Source organism: Bremerella sp. JC817 (genome assembly GCF_040718835.1).
In the GTDB taxonomy this organism is placed as follows: Bacteria; Planctomycetota; Planctomycetia; order Pirellulales; family Pirellulaceae; genus Bremerella.
Genome location: NZ_JBFEFG010000241.1, coordinates 112,571 through 129,850, shown reverse-complemented (window position 1 = coordinate 129,850; position 17,280 = coordinate 112,571). Strand labels below are relative to the sequence as shown.

Below are 17,280 nucleotides of genomic sequence, written 5' to 3'. Positions count from 1 at the left end.
ACCTGGTTTCGCCATCGAGAATTCCATCGGGCGATTCGTTTCAGACGATTGTCTTGACAAGTGTTGTTGCAACGCGAACAATCAAAGCTGTTTGTTCCCTGCTACCGCTTTCCGGGAATTGCCCTCAATGGGGTTTCTTCGTTTCGGCTCTTGGCCTCGCATGTGGCCGTTCTGGTTGTGGCTGACGATTTTCTATTCGGCCTGGCTGACGCTGGTCTTGGTGGGGGGATATGTTTCGACGGTTCTCCACCACTGGCCGATCGCGCTAACGATGTCGGTGGGATCGTACGTGGCAGGCTCGACCCCCATGGGAGGCGGCACGGTCGCCTTTCCCGTCTTGGTGTTACTGTTCGATTTCCCTGGGGCACTGGGGCGCAACTTCGGCCTGGCGATCCAGTCGATCGGGATGACCTCGGCGACAATCTACATCCTCTCTTCGGGGCGAAGCGTCGACTGGGGACTGCTTCGGCCTGCGTTGGTGGGGGCACTGATCGGCACGCCGCTGGGTGCGGCATGGGTGGCCCCTTGGGTGCCGGACCTCTGGGTGAAGCTGATCTTCGGCGTCATCTGGGCGAGCTTTGGCATCTTGCACCTGGTGAAGCTGCGCGAATTGGTCTCGGCCCATCAGCCGTCGCGGCAATGGCATCGACTTGATTTGTGGATCGGCTTGGCCATCGGTGTCACCGGCGGTATCGCTTCATCCATTACCGGCGTCGGGATCGACATGATGATCTACGCCACGCTGGTTTTGCTGTATCGAGCCGACCTGAAAGTCGCGATCCCAACCTCGGTGATTCTGATGGCGTTCACGTCGGTGGTCGGTATTGCCTCGAATGGTTTGCTGGCGACATTCCGGCCCGAGGTCTACCACATCGCGCCTGAAGTCTTTGCGAACTGGTTGGCCGCCGCACCGATTGTGGCCTTAGGGGCGCCGTTCGGGGCGTTAATCGTGAACCTGATCAGTCGAACCCCGACGCTGGTTGTGGTGTCGATCTTATGTATTGGTCAATTCGTCTGGACGCTGGTGCACGAACATGTCACTGGCTGGCCGTTGGTCGGGGCGCTCGTGGGCGTGGTGCTTTTCAACCTGCTGTTCCATGGGCTGTACACCTTGGGAAAAGGAAATGCCCTGGTCCCTGGCCATCCGCTGGAACTGGCAACCGACGAACTTGATTCTTGACGGGCCCGCCTTCGAACGGCCGGAATCGTACGGCACAATGAAGGTTGTGTTCGTCCGCCGTGTCACCCGCAGAGAAGGAGTTGTCTGATGAAGCAGCCTGAGACGGTATTCGAGGGAGTCCGATTCAATATCGAACGCGTCTGGCAAGGAGAACGCCCGCGCGATGTCATGCGTCACCCCGGCGCCGCGGTGATCTTGCCGCTGGTCGATGACGACCATGTCTGCCTGATTAAGAACTACCGGATCGCGGTCGATCAAACGCTGTACGAACTTCCGGCCGGAACGCTCGAGCCGAACGAGCCGCCTGAGATTACCGCTGGTCGCGAACTGGAAGAAGAAACCGGCTACCGAGCTGAGAAGGTCGAACTGCTGACCGTCTATTTCCCATCCCCTGGTGTGATGGACGAGAAAATGTATACCTACCTGGCGACCGGGCTAACGATGCATGCCCCGGCTCGCGAAGAGGGGGAAGAGATCGAGAACCATATTGTTTCGCTCGATGAAGCGAAGGCGATGGTTCGCGATGGTCGCATCGCCGATGGCAAGACGATCGCCGGGCTGCTTTATTACTTCGAGTTTTGTCGCGACCAGTAGTCGTTGCCGCGAGGAATGGCGGAACCTACTTCGGTTCCGCCGGCTTAAAACCTGCCTGGAGCATCTCTTGATAGGTTTCGGTGATCGGAATCACTTCGACACCCAGTTTGCCGAGAAGGCGGGCCGTCAGCTTGGCTCGCCCGCCTGACTTGCAGTGGCAATAGATCTTCTGTTCTGGCTTCGCTTCCGCTTTGAGCTTGGCCAGAATCTTTTCGTTGTGATCACCTGATGCGATCTCGGAACCGGGCACCAGGATCGCCTTTTCGAGGTGAGCCTCTTTCCATTCGTCTTCTTCGCGAACGTCGATCAGAATTGCTTTCCCCTGCTCGATTTCCTGTTGGATCTCTTTCAGGTCGGCGGCCAGGGCACTCGAGGAACACGCGAAAATCGTCAGCAGGCCCAGCAGTAGATGGCGAAAAGCATATTTCATCGGGACGAATCCTATTGGAAGTCGGCGAGGGAATGGTGATTCGATAGCGTTTCATTATACCCGGATGCGTTCCGGTTTTCTCGCAGGCGATACGCAGGCAAGAAACAACTTCGGCCGAGGCATGACTGCTTCGGCCGAAGTTTTGAACATTGCGATCGCAGGACTGGCACCTTATGGAGGCAGCACCGGGATCGGCGGTTGCCAGTTGGGATCGTTGCCGCGGACTTCTTTAAATCCGGCATTCACCAGCGAGCGGTACGAGTCCTTTAACGCAATCACCTCGACGTTCACGCGTTTGAACATGTCCGAGGCGAGCGTCGAGACGCGGCCGTCGGTCGACAACGCGTACAGCTTCACATCGGGATCGGACGGAAACCGGGCGGCGGCGCGGCGAGCCATGGAATCGGTGGAAATCGTTGAAAAGGGAACCGATTCGGAATCGACCAGGTGAGCCCGTTTCCATTCGACTTCTTCGCGAACGTCCAGCAAGATCGCTTTGCCTTCCTCGACGTTCTTCTTCAGCTCTTTCAGGTCGATGGCCTGGGCTACACTGACCAGGGTACCGATGCCCAGCATGCAAAGGGCGATCGGCAAGGTTCGACGTAACATATCGAGGGTCCTTACGGCGATATTCGACAGTTCACCGGCCGGTTTAAAACTCGGCCCAGCCGGGGGTGCGTGGGAACGGGATCACGTCCCGGATATTCCCCATGCCCGTAATAAACTGTAGGACGCGTTCCAGACCAAGGCCAAAACCTGAGTGCGGAACCGTGCCATATCGTCGTAAGTCTAGATACCACCAGTACTCTTCGGCGTTGAGACCCTGCTCTTTCATGCGGCTTTCGAGCACATCCAAGCGTTCTTCACGCTGACTTCCGCCAATAATCTCGCCCACCTTCGGGACCAGAACGTCCATCGCGCGGACCGTTTTCCCGTCGTCGTTGCAACGCATATAGAACGGTTTAATCGTCCGTGGATAGTCGTGCAGGATGACCGGTCGCTTGAAATGTTGCTCGGTCAGGTAGCGTTCATGTTCCGATTGGAGGTCCATACCCCAGCTCACCGGATAATCGAACGTGTGGCCTGACTTCTGCAAGATCTCGATCGCTTCGGTATAGCTGCAGCGGAGGAAATCGCTTTCAACGATCCCCTTCAGCGTATCGAGGATGCCTGGTTCGATCCGTTCGTTGAAGAACTCCATGTCCTCGGCACAGTCATTCATCACGTCGGTGAAGATACGCTTGAGGAAGGCCTCGGCGACCTCCATGTTTTCTTCCAGATCGGCGAACGCGATCTCTGGTTCAACCATCCAGAACTCGGCCAGGTGACGGCTTGTGTTCGAGTTCTCGGCACGGAAGGTCGGGCCGAAGGTGTACACCTTGCCGAGTGATGTCGCGAAAATTTCCCCTTCCAGCTGACCGCTCACCGTCAGGTAAGCAGGCCGCGAGAAGAAGTCTTTGCTGAAGTCGACCTTACCATTCACCTTCGGCGGCTTCTCGACATCGAGCGTCGTTACGCGGAACATCTCGCCTGCCCCTTCGCAGTCGGAGGCCGTGATGATCGGCGTGTGGACGTACAGAAATCCTCGTTCCTGAAAGAACTGATGGATCGAGTACGAAACCCGGTTGCGAACGCGGAACACGCTGCCGAAGGTATTCGAGCGGGTTCGCAGATGGGCCCACTCGCGCAGCTTCTCGAAGGTATGACGCTTTTTTTGCAGCGGATAGGTTTCGGCGTCGGCGGTACCGTAGAGGTAAACTTCGCTCGCTTTCACCTCGGTCGACTGACCTTTGCCTTGCGATTGCAAGACTTCGCCGACCACTCGAATCGAAGAACCTGGCGTGAGGTGTTTCACTTCGGTTTCGTAGTTGGCCAACTGGTTGTCGGCCACGACTTGAATATTGGCGAGGCAGCTACCGTCGTTCAGCTCGATGAAGCTGAAACCACCTTTCGAGTCTCGTCGGGTGCGTACCCACCCTTCGAGACATACCTGTTGGCCAATCGTATCCGCGCTGCGGGCCTGTAAGACCGATCGCTTTTCCATCGCTGGGGTCCCTGTTTTGGTTAAGCCTCGCCAGGCGACCAGCTTCTTTCCAAAAGAGGGAGCCTAGGCGAGTGTTGTCGCGTAAGGCGGAATTCGAAGGTTAAGCGTCGACAGGATCGTCGTCGACGCCCGACCGGAAGAAGAATCCGCCTATAAACAGGATCAGATAACCAATGACCACGGTCAAGACGACAGCCTTCTGTGCGAACGGAGTTCCGGCAGAAGTCACCTTATCGGTGATCGAAACCACCGCAGCGGCGATCGCACCGACCACCGCAATGACCATAAGCACGTTCCAGACCAGCCAGCTCGTGCCGGTCGGCTTGTTTTCGCCGAGAATCTTCTTGCTGTTCATCATCATGAAGAAGGTCACGTAGGCGATCGGCAGGAACATAACTGCGAAGCTCGAAACCAGGATCGCCAACCAGGTCTTGGCCGGGCCGTCCCAGACGATGAACCACGAAGCACCCGACAAACCGGCAACCAAACAGCCGATCACGTGAGCGACGCCATTGGGCTTGGTGTTCAGCATTTCAGTAAACGCGTAGCCGTTGATCATCATCAAAATGATGATCGTCGAGAAGCCCATGCCGAAGATCCCGATACCGAAGACCCAACGAGCGAGGTTGTCGCCCAGCAGCGGGGCCAGCGATTCCGAAAGCAGGAACTCACTCCGTTTGACCAGCGAGGCAGCCAGGCGTTTTTCGTTTTCAGGCAGATCGGCCATGCCTTGAAGCAGCGGTTCGTACTGAGCCTTCAGCAGCATCGACGCCAGTTCAGCCTTGTTGACTTCGCCAGCTTCGTTGGTGGCTTCCTTCAGGTATTCTTCGGGAACCTGGAGCGCGTCCTCGTTCATCAGCACGCGAGTCGCCAGCAGCTTTTCGGCACCACCATAGACCGGGCTGGTCTTCATCGTGGCTGGCGAGTTCGAGAGGAAGGCTTCGTCCACCTTGCCGTGGAAGGCAGCCGCCGAGGCAATCACCACGCAGCTAGTCACCAGGATGTAAGGAATCGCCATACCGGTCGACAAGTCGAAACGAGCCAGACCGCGGAACGTCTTGTCCCAGCCACGAGCCAGCATCGAATAAGGCAAAAGGAAGGTCATGTTGATGCCAACTGCCGTGGCAGCAGCGCCGATCATGGCCGCCCTTTGGTCGGATACGATCCGAGTCGTCCAGAACGAACGGTAAGGTTCTTCGACGGTGCTGGCGATTTCGTCCAGATCGCCGGTCGGCGTTGTTGCTGCCGAGAAATCAGGAATGAAGCCAGCGAAGACTTCCGACCACGAGAACGCTTCGCCTGAGAAGCCAAGTTTCAGCACCACACCGAAGAAGCAAATCACGATGACGCCGATCATACCTTTGAGCAACAAGTCAAAGATCTTCGTCGCTAAACCAGGACGCGAGTTCATGTAGACGAGAACGCCGCCCGCGATCAGCAGCAGCAGGGAAACGATCGCCTTGTCGGTGAGTGTATCGCCGACAAGGCCTGGGGCCAGGTTCTTATTCAATGCGGCGTAGCATAACCCAAACTGCGGCATCAGGAAGATCATGTTTGCGGCGACCGTCGCGATGATCCAGCCCCAACCCAGCACTGGGTTGATGTGGGCATTGATCTGGCGAAATGGACGTTTGCTGGTCGAGAGGGTCACGTAGCTGATGGCCGAGAGCATCACCACACCACAGACGATCGCGACCAATTGCAGCCACAACAAGCTGTAGCCACCCAAGATCCCCATGAACAAAGCACCCGACAACGAACCGCCGCCAAGCGTAATCGCGCTTTGCAGCCAGCCCGGGCCTGACAAGCGAACCCACGCACCTAGCGTAGCGGCGGGCCCCTGGGATTGCGCTTCCTGCAGAATCTCTCGGTCTGTTTCGACTTTGCTCACGGTATCAGACATAGCGAGTCCTTCGCCCAGATTTGGCGTAGATTAGGGATGGCGGGGTGATGGGGCAATAAAGCAAAAGGGGAACGATCTTCGTTCCCCTTGTCATGGTTTTTTACTAGACACAGGGAGCCGATAGGGTTCTCAGTGCCTCTAATGATGGTTGCCTTTTAAGCTTAATGCAAGCCCTGCGAAGCAAGCCAGCGTTCGGCGTCGAGAGCCGACATACAGCCAGTACCGGCGGCGGTAATTGCCTGACGATAGTAGTCGTCGGCCACGTCACCCGCTGCAAAGACACCGTCGACACTGGTATTGGTGCGGAACGGCACGGTCCACTTGAGGTAGCCAGCGTTGTTCATTTCCAGCTTGCCCTTCAGGAAATCGGTGTTGGGTGTGTGGCCGATCGCCAGGAAGAAGCCGGATGCTTCCAGGTCTTTGCTGGAGTCGTCGACGGTGCTGGCCAGCTTGGCGCCGGTCACACCGTTCTGATCGTCGCCAAGGACTTCGGTCACGACATGGTTCCAGACCACTTCGACCTTTTCGTTGGCCATGACCCGGTCGACCATCGCCTGCGAAGCACGGAACTGATCGCGACGGTGAACAAGGTAGACCACCGAGCTGTACTTGCTCATGTAGTCTGCTTCTTCAATCGCCGAGTCACCACCACCAACCACAATACATGGCTTGTTGCGGAAGCGTGGCAAAGCACCATCGCAAACCGCACATGCGCTAACACCGCGATTCTTGAACTTGGCTTCTGATTCCAGGCCCAGGTAGTTTGCGCGAGCGCCGGTCGCGATGATCACCGAGCGGGCCTGGAGCCATTCTTCCCCTTCGCGGGGCTTTAATTTGAAAGGCCGCACCGAGAAATCTACTTCGACGATATCGTCGGTCACCACGCGCGTCCCGAAGTTTTTCGCTTGCTGACGCATCAGCTCCATCAGTTCCGGGCCGCTCACACCATGCTTCTGATGTGGAGCCATGTACTGGCGGAGGCTCTCATCGATGGCATTATCGAGATAACCGCTCAGGTCGCCCGCTGGAAACCCTGGGAAGTTCTCGACTTCCGTCGTCATGGCCAACTGTCCCAGGGGACCTCGGCCCAGGTCGTAATGCTCTTGCAGAGCCGCACCTTCGTACAGCAGAGGGTTCAGATTGGCCCGGGCCGCATAGATTGCAGCAGTCCATCCTGCAGGGCCACTACCGACGATAACAACGTTTTCAATCTTGTCCGACACGATCGATCAATTCCTTGTGAAGGCGCCAAGCCGCAAAAAAATTTTATCTCAGTTCGATTGTGAGCTATTCACGTCGTTTGAAGTATTCATCATTATAGAGAGCGGCAGGGGAGCCCACTATCCCCGCACGTCCCACCCTCTGTTCTCTCTCCTTGGATGCACGGTGCCTCACACCGTCGCACGTATTTTACGCTTATGTCCACGCTGATTGTCGCCGTTCTGTCATTTGTCGGCTTTATTGTTGCCTATAACACCTATGGGCGCTGGCTATCGAAGAAGATCTTCGATCTGGACGACAATCGCGAGGTCCCCAGCAAGCAATTGCAGGACGATATCGATTTCTGTCCGACCGACCGCCAGATCGTCTTTGGACACCACTTCACCAGCATCGCGGGAACTGGCCCGATTGTCGGTCCTGCCATTGCGGTGTTTTGGGGGTGGCTGCCAGCTTTGCTGTGGGTTGTGTTTGGCTCGATCTTTGTCGGAGCGGTACACGACTTGGGTTCGTTAATCGTTTCGCTTCGCAACCGTGGCCAGACCGTCGGCGAGATCGCCGGTCGCGTGATCAACAAGCGAGCGAAGTACTTGTTCCTGCTGGTGCTGGCCTCGGCCTTGATGGTGGTGCTCGCAATCTTCGGCCTGGTGGTGGCCAGTATCTTTGCCTTCTATCCGCAAACAGTGTTACCAGTGTGGATCAGCATGCCGATCGCGATCGCCCTGGGGATTTATACCCGTAAGAAAGATGCCCACCTGCTGTTTCCGTCGCTGGTGGCTTTGGTGATTGTCTATGTCTCGATCTACGTCGGCGTCTATTACCTTCCGGTCGATCTGACCGCGATCTTGCAGAACGTGCTGGGGCCAGACCTGGCGGCGAATCCTTATCTCAGCTCGCTGGTGATCTGGACGGTCATTCTGCTGATTTACTGTTTTGTCGCTTCGGTGTTGCCAGTCTGGCTGTTGCTGCAGCCACGCGACTATGTGAATAGCCATCAGTTGCTTGTGGCGCTGGCGTTGCTGTTTGTCGGTTTGATGGTCGCGAGTATCACTGGTCAGGCCGATCTCTGGAATTCGACCCCTGCGGTCGCGCAGGAACTGCCGGCCGGGGCTCCGCCGATCTTCCCGTTTCTATTCATTACCATCGCGTGCGGTGCTTGTAGTGGCTTTCATTGCCTGGTGAGCAGCGGGACTTCGAGCAAGCAGGTCGAGAAAGAATCGGACGCCCAGTACATCGGTTACGGAGCCATGCTGTTGGAAGGCGGGCTGGCGGTGATCGTCATTTTGGCTTGCTGTGCCGGGGTGGGGATGGGCATTTATCAAGGGGAGCGAACCGCCAATGGGGGCTTCACTTACACGGCCGTGACTGACGCGACAGGCGCTCCCATGGTGGGGCAAGCGGCCTGGGAAATGCGTTACAGCATGGCCAAAGGTTGGAACGGTTTCGGCCTGCGAGAGCTGGTGGCAGCGTTCGTCGAAGGGGGAGCAAACTTCCTCTCGGCGATCGGTATTCCCCTGGAAATCGGGATCAGCATTATTGCCGTGTTGGTAGCGAACTTCGCGGCAACGACTTTGGATACAGCAACCCGGCTGCAACGCTACGTGCTGCAAGAATTGTTTGATTCGACTCCGATTACCCGTCCCCTCGCCGGAAAGTATGCCGCGACCGGTGTGGCGGTGGTTTCTGCCCTGGCAATCGCCGTGTTTGCCGGACCGGTGCCAGGGAAGGGGGGGACCCTGTTGTGGCCGCTGTTTGGTGCGATGAATCAACTGCTGGCAGGTCTGGCGATGATGGTAACTGCGTTCTATCTCTGGCGGCGCAGCAAGCCGATCTGGTTCATTGCGATCCCGATGGTGGCAATGTTGATCCTGCCTGCGTTAGCGATGTACTACAACTTGTTCTCCGAGAACGGCTACCTGGCAGAGCGTAAGGTGCTGTTGTCGATCTTGGGAATCAGCGTGCTGGTCCTGCAAGTCTGGATGCTGTTCGAGGCCATCCTGATGTGGCCGCGGGTGAAAGGCGTTTTGGAAGAAGCTCTTCCACCCCTACCCGAAAAGACCGCGGCCAGCTCCAAGCCGAAGTACGCTAAGGCGTAGACGTAGGCATCAAGCAAGAACAAAAAAAGAGCCTGGTTCGCTGTCGAACCAGGCTCTTTTGGTTTGTGTTTTGGCGACCCGAAATTAGGTTTCGGAGTTGCCACCAGCGACGACCACGGTCGCAACCGATTCACCACTGACGTCGCCCGGCAGGTCGGTTTCAATGGTGATCTTCTGAACGATCGTGCCACCCTTTTCTCCCGCGGTGAAGGTCAGCGGGATGAAGTGCAGCTTCTTGGCTTCTTCCGGGACGGCGGCGAACTGGAAGGCTTCATTGTCACAGGTCACGCCGGTGATCTTGAAAGGCTTCTTCGCTCGCACAATCAGCTTGGCTTCTTTCTTCTCGCCGGGCTTCAGTTCACCCAGCGACAAGGCACTTGGGCTGACGTTCAGAGGCGAATCAACTTTGCCTTCGACAGGCAGCGAAACCGATGGGCTGCGGCCGTCGTTGGTGATCAAAGCCAACTGGGTGGAGATGAAGCCAACCGGAGCATTTTCTTTCAGGCGAACGGTCAGGTCATACCCAACACGACCACCACCACGATTGGTCTCGGTCATTTCCACGCCGAGGAAGTCATCGTTGCTACGCACGTCGGTGATCATCCAGTCGCTGCGACCCGCTTGGGTGACGTGCACCTTGGCAACGGCACCTTCGCCCTGCTCGACGTTGCCAAACTGAACCGAACCTGGTTCAAAAGCAACGTCGCCACGGATGTTGGTCGAAACGTTGAGCTGGACTTCTGCGTAGAATGGTTTGTCGATGGTGACGGTCACCGTGGCACTCTTGTGCCCCAGGAAGCTGTCAGTATTCAGCTTGGCGACGATCGCGCCCTTTTCCCAGGTATTCAGCGTGTCGGTCTTGATCGAAGGGCTGGTGCAGCCACAGCTCGATCGAACGCTGGCGATGTGAACCGTTTCCTCATAGATGTTCTGGAGCTCAAATTCATAGAAGACTTTCGCGCCCTTCGCTACTGTCCCAAAGTCGTGGGTCCGAACTTTGAACATTTTGTTCGCCCAGTCCTGGCCCATTCCAAACGAGGCCAGCAGTGGTAAGAGACAGACAGCAAGCCATAACTTACGAAACACAGTATGATCCTCCGATATTTGGTGGGTTGGTCGGAAAGGGTAGGATGCAGTGCGAGTCGTACTTACTCGCCCCGCATTGGGACCATTCCACCAAAGATAGCACGTTCATGGGTGCACGTTCGAAAATATCGCTTCCGGGCGACTCCGGAATAATCGCTATAATCGTTATACTTTGTCGGCCAAATCTGGGGCTGACCCCAGGAATTTTTTCAAGATGCCACCAGCTTGCCTCTGTGGGGTGGTGGTGGCACAAGAAAACCAATCCGAAACGGGGTACAATTCGGGATCAACCCTTTCGGATAGACTTGGCCGTATTGTACGAAAAACCACAGCCTTTCTCTCCTGAAAACGTTCCAATTTATTGGAATCCTGCCCTCGCAATTGGAAGGTCTTATCAATGAATTGCATGCAAATCTCAACCTTGCCGTTCCTGCGCAAGCTAGCTCTCGTTGTTGCTGTCTTACTGCTGGTTGGTTGTGGTAGCTCCTCATCGCATCCGTTCGCAATGGCGGAAGAACAACAGCCGCAAACGACCGAAAAACCTGCTAGCGGTGACGCAGCCGAACAGCCTGCAGCGAAGGCTGCCGAGCATCCTTTTCGCGTAAAGATTCCAGCGCCCGAGTTCCCCAAAGATATGGAGTGGATGAACACCAAGGGGCCGCTGGAACTGAAAGATCTGCGTGGCAAGTTTGTGCTGCTCGACTTCTGGACTTATTGCTGCATCAACTGCATTCACATCCTGCCGGAACTGAAGAAGCTTGAGCAGGAATTCCCCAATCAGTTGGTGGTGATCGGAGTCCACTCAGCGAAGTTTGATACGGAAAAAGAGGCCCAAAACATCGGTGAGGCCATTCTGCGGTACGAGATCGAACACCCGGTCGTGAACGACGATCAGATGAAGATCTGGAACAGCTTCTCGGTGAATAGCTGGCCAACGATGTACTTGATCGATCCGGAAGGAAACGTCGTCTATCTGCGTCGCGGTGAATTCAAAGCCGACGATATTCGCCAGGTGCTGAACGACGCGATGGCTTACTATCGCGAAAACGGCTCGCTGGACGAAAAGCCGATTCAGTTCGACCTGCTGGCTTACAGCCAAGACCCAACGCCGCTGCGATTCCCCGGGAAGATTCTGGCCGACGAGAAGTCGAATCGTCTCTTCATTTCGGACAGCAATCACAACCGCATTGTCATCACCTCGCTTGATGGCGAACTGCAGGAAGTGATCGGCAACGGCGAGATCGGCTCGGCCGATGGAAGCTATGAAGAGGCCCAGTTCGATCATCCGCAAGGTGTAGCGCTCGTACAGGACACTTTGTATGTCGCCGATACCGAAAACCATCTGCTGCGAAAGATTGATCTGAAGGAGAAAAAGGTCACCACGATCGCCGGAATTGGCGAGCAGGCCCGCAACAACTGGCCAGGTGTCTCGGAAAACGCGACTGTCAGCAGTCTGCCAGATCGTTTTATCGGAACCCCCAAAACGACGGCGATCAACAGCCCTTGGGCGTTGTGGCCTCGTGGCGACAGCCTCTACATCGCCATGGCAGGTCCGCACCAGATCTGGAAGATGAAGCTGGATGAATCAGAAATCGGTCCTTACGCAGGCAACGGCCGCGAAGACATCGTTGATGGACCCCTGTTGCCCCCAGTTCCGTATCAACAAGGTTTCGCCTCCTTCGCTCAGCCATCGGGGCTGACTTCCGACGGCAATTCGCTGTTCGTCGCCGATAGCGAAGGCAGCTCGATTCGTGCGGTTCCTTTCGATCCCGAAGGAAGTGTCCGGACGGTGATCGGGACTTCGCACCTGCAGTATGGCCGCTTGTTCACCTTTGGTGACGTCGATGGTCCGCCGAAGACAGCCAAGCTGCAGCATGCCTTGGGCGTTTGTTACGTCGATGGCATCATCTACACCGCCGACACCTACAACAACAAGATCAAGGCGGTCGATGCTGCAACCGGCGATGTGACGACCCTGGTCGGAATCGGCGAGCCAGGGATCGCCGACGATCCTGCCCAGTTCGACGAACCGGCCGGGATTTCGCATGCGAATGGCAAGCTCTACATCGCCGACACCAACAACCACATGATCCGCGTTTTCGACCTGGAAACGAAGAAGCTTTCGACGCTGCAGATCCAAGGTTTAAAGACAATGCCAGTCAAGAAGCGACCGGCTGCCGCCGAGAACGCCACGCAGAAATAGCTTCTGTCAGGCCTGCTCGCTCCTCCTTCCCCGCTCCTCTCCCACCTCGATGATTGCCCCATGACGAAAACAAAAACCTCGATGGCTGCGGTACTTCTGGCCGTGGCGTTGACGACGTTCGCCTCGGCCGAAGATGCCCGCAAGCCAGTGCCGCTGATCTTCGATACCGACATCGGCAACGATGTCGACGACGTTCTGGCGCTCGGCATGATCCACACGCTGCAAAGCAGTGGTGAGTGCGTATTGCTGGCGGTCACCATTACCAAAGACAATCCGTTGGCGGCTCCGTTTACCGACGCCGTCAACACGTTCTATGGTCGGGGAGAAATTCCGATTGGGGTCTGTCGCAGTGGCGTAACCCCGGAAGCAGGCAAGTTTCTGGGGCTCGCTCAGCAGATAGATGGCGATCAGCTGCGGTTTCCGCACGATTTGAAATCAGGGGCCGACGCTCCTGATGCGGTCGTCTTGTTGCGAAAGACCTTGGCCGCGGCGGAAGACCATAGCGTCGTGATCGCTCAGGTCGGTTTCTCGACGAACCTTGCCAGTCTGCTCGCTTCGCAGCCGGACGACATTAGTTCGCTGGGTGGTGTTGACCTCGTCAAGAAGAAGGTCAAGCTGCTTTCAATCATGGGCGGCGCCTTCACGCAGATCCCTGGTAAGAAGGGACGTTACGGCGAGTACAACATCATCAAAGACCTGGCCGCCGCTCAAAAGCTGACGCAGCAGTGGCCGACGCCGATTCTGTGGAGTGGTTACGAAATCGGCATCGCGCTGACCTACCCGCACGAAAGCATCGAAGAAGATTACGGCTACGTGCCGCATCATCCTTTGTCGGAGGCTTACTACTTATATAGTCCTCCGCCACACGATCGCCCGACCTGGGATCTGACCTCGGTTTTGGTGGGGGTGCGTGATCCGGAGCAATACTTTGCCCTTTCAGCCCCTGGCCAGGTCAGCATCAACGACGAAGGTCACACGATCTTCGCCGAAAATCCCCAGGGACGCGACCGCTACCTGATCCTGGCAGAAAAGGATCAGCGCAAGGTTCGCGAAACGCTGGTGAAGCTCTCGAAGCACGCTCCCGGTAAACCTTGACGGTGAAGTGGGTTAGGTGACCTGGCTCCCGCGTTAGTCACGGCCTGACAGGTGACGATCTCCGCATGAACAATAGCGTTCCACACGTTGGCGGGGGTGTCTTGCCGGAAAAACACCCCCTCGGCTACCCATTACCAATTGCCAACCTGCTGTGGGGTTCGCTAGAATACGCGTTTCGACCCATCTCTCGGGAGTGGTCCGTAGGTATGTTTTGCCCTTCCAGGGCGAAGCAATCTGCCGCAGGTTACCGCCCGAACCAACTGTATTTCGACCCCTAGGCATAGCTTCCCATGTTGGACTCGTTACAAGACGGCTTACGATCGGCGTTTAAAACGCTGCGCGGACAAGGCCGATTGACCGAATCGAACATGCGTGAGGGCCTGAAGCTGGTCGAAAACGCTCTGCTCGAAGCGGACGTAAGTTATTCGGTCGTCAAGGATTTCATGAAAGATGTCTCCGACAAAGCTGTCGGTCAGGACGTCTTGAAAGCCTTGAAGCCGGAGCAGCAGCTCGTTGGTATCGTCAATCAGGCCCTGATCGATCTGCTGGGCCCGGTCGACCCGACTCTGAAGCTCGAAAAAGATGTCACCGTATTGATGATGTGCGGTCTGCAGGGAGCTGGTAAGACGACCACCTGCGGTAAGCTCGCCCGATTGATTGGCACCGAAGGCAAAAAGGCCTTGCTGTGTGCCGCCGACCTTCAGCGTCCGGCAGCCGTGCAGCAGTTGCACGTGGTCGGCGAAAGTGTTGGGGCGAAAGTCTATAGCGAAGAAGGGGCAACCGACCCGATCGCTGTCTGCCAGAACGCGGTGAAGTTTGCCCGCGAAAACGGCCTCGATGTCGTGATTCTCGACACGGCCGGTCGATTGGCGATCGACGAAGAGCTGATGCAACAGCTCAAAACGATCGACAAGAGGGTGCAGCCTGACCAGGTCTTCCTGGTGGTCGACGGTATGACCGGTCAAGACGCAGTGAACAGTGCCAAGGCATTCAACGAAGCCTTGGAGCTTGACGGCGTCATGATGACCAAGCTGGATGGCGATGCCCGTGGTGGTGCGTTGCTGTCGGTCAAGCATGTCACCGGCGTGCCGATCAAGTTCATCGGCGTAAGCGAACACATGGACGGCCTCGAGCCGTTCCACCCCGACCGTATGGCCAGTCGAATTCTGGGCATGGGCGACATGGTCTCGATGTTCGAGATCGCCCAGCGTGAATTCGATCAGGAACAGGTCCAGAAGACCCAGGAACGACTGCAAAAAGGGCAGTTCACCCTGGACGACTTCCGCAAGCAGCTCGATCAAATTGCTCGCCCAGGTCTGATGACCAAGATGCTCGGCTTGATGCCAGGCATGGGTGAAATGAGCAAGATGCTGCAGGGTGGCGATCACGAAAAAGAGATGAAGCGTCTCGGCGGTATGATCGACTCGATGACCGCGGCTGAACGAAACGATCCGAAAGTGATCGACAACAGCCGACGTCAGCGTATCGCCAAGGGTGCCGGTGTTTCCCCGCAAGAGGTCAACGAACTGATCAAACAGTTCGACAGCATGGCTTCGTTGATGAAGGGAATGGCTGGTGGCGGCATGTCCAGCGCGATGGACATGATGCGAAAGCTTCGCAGCGGAGAGTTGATGGACCCGACTGGCAAAATGAAAAAGGCCAAGCAGGGAACCGGCAAACGATTGACGTCGAAAGACGTTGCCAAACAAAACAAGCTTAAAAAGAAGCTCAAGAAACGACGTCGTTAACCTCGTCGTTGAGCTTAGTTCGTCAGAAGGTTTACTTTAGGAGTAACGTAGTGGCAGTTCGCATTCGCATGAAGAAGATGGGCCGGACTCATCGTCCGTTCTATCGTATTTGCGCCATGGATTCTCGCACCCCGCGAGATGGTAAGGCTATTGAATACCTCGGAACCTACGATCCTTTCGTCAAGGAAAAGGATGCTCGCGTTTCGTTGAAGACCGACCGTGTCGATTACTGGCTCGGCGTCGGTGCACAGCCTTCCCCGAAGGTTGCCGTTTTGATTCGTAAGTACGGCACCAACGGTTCGCACGTGGCTGCACGCGAAGAAGCCTTGGCTCGCATGGCGACCAAGACTGCTTACGTTCCTCCGAAAGTGGAAATCAAGGAACCAGAACCAGAAGCTCCAGCACCTGCCGAGGGCGAAGCCCCAGCAGAAGAAGCTGCTGCCGAAGGTGAAGCCGTGGAAGCTGCCGCCACCGAAGGTGGTGAAGAGCAAAAAGCGGAAGGCTAAGGCCTTAGCCTGCCATGCGGTTCGATATCCTGACGCTGTTTCCAGAGATCTTCTCCGGCTATCTCGGAGAGAGCTTGCTCAACAAGGCGATCGGGAAAGAACTGGTCGAAGCCCATGTCTACAACTTGCGGGACTGGGCCAACGACAAGCACAATCGAGTCGACGACCGGCCCTTTGGCGGCGGACCAGGAATGGTCATCCGTGTGCAACCAGTTGTCGAAGCCATCGAGCAGATTCGTCCCTTGGCCCCGTCGCCAGGAAGATTGATTCTGCTCAGCCCGCAAGGCAGAACCCTTGATCAGCCCCTGGTCGAAGAACTCGCCCAGGGACCACGACTGACCATGATTTGCGGCCGCTATGAAGGATTCGATCAACGCGTGATCGATCTTTTGCAGCCGGAAGAGATTTCGCTAGGAGACTTCGTCCTCAACGGGGGTGAAGTCGCGGCGATGGCAATCATCGACACAGTGATTCGCCTGATCCCTGGCGTGCTCGGCGACGAGCAAAGTGCGGTGGACGACTCCTTCAGTGAAGGCAATCGTCTGCTCGAATTCCCGCAGTATACGCGGCCTCGCGAATATCGCGGCCTCGAAGTGCCTGAGGTTTTACTCGGTGGCAATCACCAAGAGATCCTCGCCTGGCGGAAAGCTCAGTCGCTGGAAAAGACAAAAATACGGCGAGCCGATTTGCTCGAGAAGCAAGCGGACGATGCCAACGAAAATAAACGTTAATACGCTGTAGCAGAAGGAAACTGGCAATGAGCCAAGAGTTGATGAAAAAGGTCGAAGCGGCCTACCAAAAGAGCGAAGTCGATTTCTTCGAAATCGGCGACACCGTCGAGGTTCACACCAAGATTCTCGAAGGTCAGAAGGAACGTATCCAGAAGTTCATCGGTACCGTGATCGCCAAGAGCGGCAGCGGCACCCGTGAAATGTTCACCGTTCGCCGCATCGTGGCTGGCGAAGGTGTTGAAAAGAAGTTCCCACTTCACAGCCCACAAATCGCCAAGGTGGAAGTCACTCGTCGCAGTGTCGTTCGCCGCGCCAAGCTGTACTACCTCCGCGATCGCGTTGGTAAGGCAACCCGTCTGCGGGAACGTCGCGTCTAATCGCGATCATTCTCCTACAGCGAGACGAAATCAAAGCACCGCCTGCTGGAAACGGAAGGCGGTGTTTTT

15 protein-coding genes are annotated in these 17,280 nt (G+C 56.4%); 9 read left to right on the top strand and 6 right to left on the bottom strand.

Going from position 1 to position 17,280, the window contains the following annotated elements; genetic code table 11:
• Positions 1-127: 127 nt before the first annotated feature.
• Together AB1L30_RS02840 and AB1L30_RS02835 are read left to right on the top strand one after the other, a co-directional pair.
• Positions 128-1,180 carry a sulfite exporter TauE/SafE family protein gene (locus AB1L30_RS02840; protein ID WP_367011842.1) on the top strand — a complete coding sequence of 351 codons (1,053 nt, stop codon included), beginning with the start codon at positions 128-130 and terminating at the stop codon, positions 1,178-1,180.
• An 87-nt stretch (positions 1,181-1,267) separates the two neighbouring features.
• Positions 1,268-1,774: an NUDIX hydrolase gene (locus AB1L30_RS02835; protein ID WP_367011840.1), complete on the top strand. Its 507-nt coding sequence runs from the start codon at positions 1,268-1,270 to the stop codon at positions 1,772-1,774.
• A 25-nt stretch (positions 1,775-1,799) separates the two neighbouring features.
• Here AB1L30_RS02835 and AB1L30_RS02830 read toward each other — a convergent pair whose 3' ends face one another.
• The 5 genes from AB1L30_RS02830 to AB1L30_RS02810 form a co-directional block, all read right to left on the bottom strand.
• The gene (locus AB1L30_RS02830; RefSeq protein WP_367011838.1) at positions 1,800-2,204 is read right to left on the bottom strand and encodes a rhodanese-like domain-containing protein; all 405 of its coding nucleotides are present in this window, start codon (positions 2,202-2,204) and stop codon (positions 1,800-1,802) included.
• Positions 2,205-2,375: 171 nt separating this feature from the next.
• Positions 2,376-2,813 (bottom strand): rhodanese-like domain-containing protein, encoded by a 438-nt coding sequence (locus AB1L30_RS02825; RefSeq protein ID WP_367011837.1) that lies wholly within the window; start codon positions 2,811-2,813, stop codon positions 2,376-2,378.
• Positions 2,814-2,856: 43 nt separating this feature from the next.
• Positions 2,857-4,248: an asparagine--tRNA ligase gene (asnS, locus tag AB1L30_RS02820; RefSeq protein WP_367011836.1), complete on the bottom strand. Its 1,392-nt coding sequence runs from the start codon at positions 4,246-4,248 to the stop codon at positions 2,857-2,859.
• Positions 4,249-4,348: 100 nt separating this feature from the next.
• On the bottom strand, positions 4,349-6,151 hold the full coding sequence (locus AB1L30_RS02815; protein ID WP_367011835.1) for a divalent metal cation transporter: 1,803 nt from the start codon (positions 6,149-6,151) through the stop codon (positions 4,349-4,351).
• A gap of 161 nt (positions 6,152-6,312) precedes the next feature.
• Positions 6,313-7,374: a thioredoxin-disulfide reductase gene (locus AB1L30_RS02810; protein ID WP_367011834.1), complete on the bottom strand. Its 1,062-nt coding sequence runs from the start codon at positions 7,372-7,374 to the stop codon at positions 6,313-6,315.
• 195 nt (positions 7,375-7,569) lie between these two features.
• Here AB1L30_RS02810 and AB1L30_RS02805 point away from each other — a divergent pair, with 195 nt between their 5' ends.
• Positions 7,570-9,465: a carbon starvation protein A gene (locus tag AB1L30_RS02805; RefSeq protein ID WP_367011833.1), complete on the top strand. Its 1,896-nt coding sequence runs from the start codon at positions 7,570-7,572 to the stop codon at positions 9,463-9,465.
• 84 nt (positions 9,466-9,549) lie between these two features.
• Here AB1L30_RS02805 and AB1L30_RS02800 read toward each other — a convergent pair whose 3' ends face one another.
• Positions 9,550-10,551 (bottom strand): DUF1573 domain-containing protein, encoded by a 1,002-nt coding sequence (locus AB1L30_RS02800; protein WP_345084337.1) that lies wholly within the window; start codon positions 10,549-10,551, stop codon positions 9,550-9,552.
• A 406-nt stretch (positions 10,552-10,957) separates the two neighbouring features.
• On the opposite strand from AB1L30_RS02800, the gene AB1L30_RS02795 reads away from it, so the two are divergent.
• From AB1L30_RS02795 to rplS, 6 genes are all read left to right on the top strand, one after another.
• The gene (locus tag AB1L30_RS02795) at positions 10,958-12,754 is read left to right on the top strand and encodes a thioredoxin-like domain-containing protein (protein ID WP_367011832.1); all 1,797 of its coding nucleotides are present in this window, start codon (positions 10,958-10,960) and stop codon (positions 12,752-12,754) included.
• Positions 12,755-12,835: 81 nt separating this feature from the next.
• A complete protein-coding gene (locus AB1L30_RS02790) occupies positions 12,836-13,849 on the top strand; it encodes a nucleoside hydrolase (protein WP_367011831.1) in 1,014 nt (337 codons plus the stop codon).
• 290 nt (positions 13,850-14,139) lie between these two features.
• Positions 14,140-15,597, top strand: a complete 1,458-nt coding sequence (gene ffh, locus AB1L30_RS02785; protein WP_367011830.1) for a signal recognition particle protein — start codon at positions 14,140-14,142, stop codon at positions 15,595-15,597.
• Positions 15,598-15,647: 50 nt separating this feature from the next.
• A complete protein-coding gene (gene rpsP, locus AB1L30_RS02780; protein WP_367011829.1) occupies positions 15,648-16,103 on the top strand; it encodes a 30S ribosomal protein S16 in 456 nt (151 codons plus the stop codon).
• A gap of 14 nt (positions 16,104-16,117) precedes the next feature.
• Positions 16,118-16,834, top strand: a complete 717-nt coding sequence (gene trmD, locus AB1L30_RS02775) for a tRNA (guanosine(37)-N1)-methyltransferase TrmD (protein WP_367011828.1) — start codon at positions 16,118-16,120, stop codon at positions 16,832-16,834.
• A 26-nt stretch (positions 16,835-16,860) separates the two neighbouring features.
• Positions 16,861-17,211 (top strand): 50S ribosomal protein L19, encoded by a 351-nt coding sequence (gene rplS, locus AB1L30_RS02770; RefSeq protein ID WP_367011827.1) that lies wholly within the window; start codon positions 16,861-16,863, stop codon positions 17,209-17,211.
• Positions 17,212-17,280: the final 69 nt, after the last annotated feature.

Coding starts and splice junctions, on each gene's coding strand:
- AB1L30_RS02840 (WP_367011842.1), top strand. CDS start 128: ATGGGGTTTCTTCGTTTCGGCTCTTGGCCTCGCATGTGGCCGTTCTGG.
- AB1L30_RS02835 (WP_367011840.1), top strand. CDS start 1,268: ATGAAGCAGCCTGAGACGGTATTCGAGGGAGTCCGATTCAATATCGAA.
- AB1L30_RS02830 (WP_367011838.1), bottom strand. CDS start 2,204: ATGAAATATGCTTTTCGCCATCTACTGCTGGGCCTGCTGACGATTTTC.
- AB1L30_RS02825 (WP_367011837.1), bottom strand. CDS start 2,813: ATGTTACGTCGAACCTTGCCGATCGCCCTTTGCATGCTGGGCATCGGT.
- asnS (WP_367011836.1), bottom strand. CDS start 4,248: ATGGAAAAGCGATCGGTCTTACAGGCCCGCAGCGCGGATACGATTGGC.
- AB1L30_RS02815 (WP_367011835.1), bottom strand. CDS start 6,151: ATGTCTGATACCGTGAGCAAAGTCGAAACAGACCGAGAGATTCTGCAG.
- AB1L30_RS02805 (WP_367011833.1), top strand. CDS start 7,570: ATGTCCACGCTGATTGTCGCCGTTCTGTCATTTGTCGGCTTTATTGTT.
- AB1L30_RS02795 (WP_367011832.1), top strand. CDS start 10,958: ATGCAAATCTCAACCTTGCCGTTCCTGCGCAAGCTAGCTCTCGTTGTT.
- AB1L30_RS02790 (WP_367011831.1), top strand. CDS start 12,836: ATGGCTGCGGTACTTCTGGCCGTGGCGTTGACGACGTTCGCCTCGGCC.
- ffh (WP_367011830.1), top strand. CDS start 14,140: ATGTTGGACTCGTTACAAGACGGCTTACGATCGGCGTTTAAAACGCTG.
- trmD (WP_367011828.1), top strand. CDS start 16,118: ATGCGGTTCGATATCCTGACGCTGTTTCCAGAGATCTTCTCCGGCTAT.
- rplS (WP_367011827.1), top strand. CDS start 16,861: ATGAGCCAAGAGTTGATGAAAAAGGTCGAAGCGGCCTACCAAAAGAGC.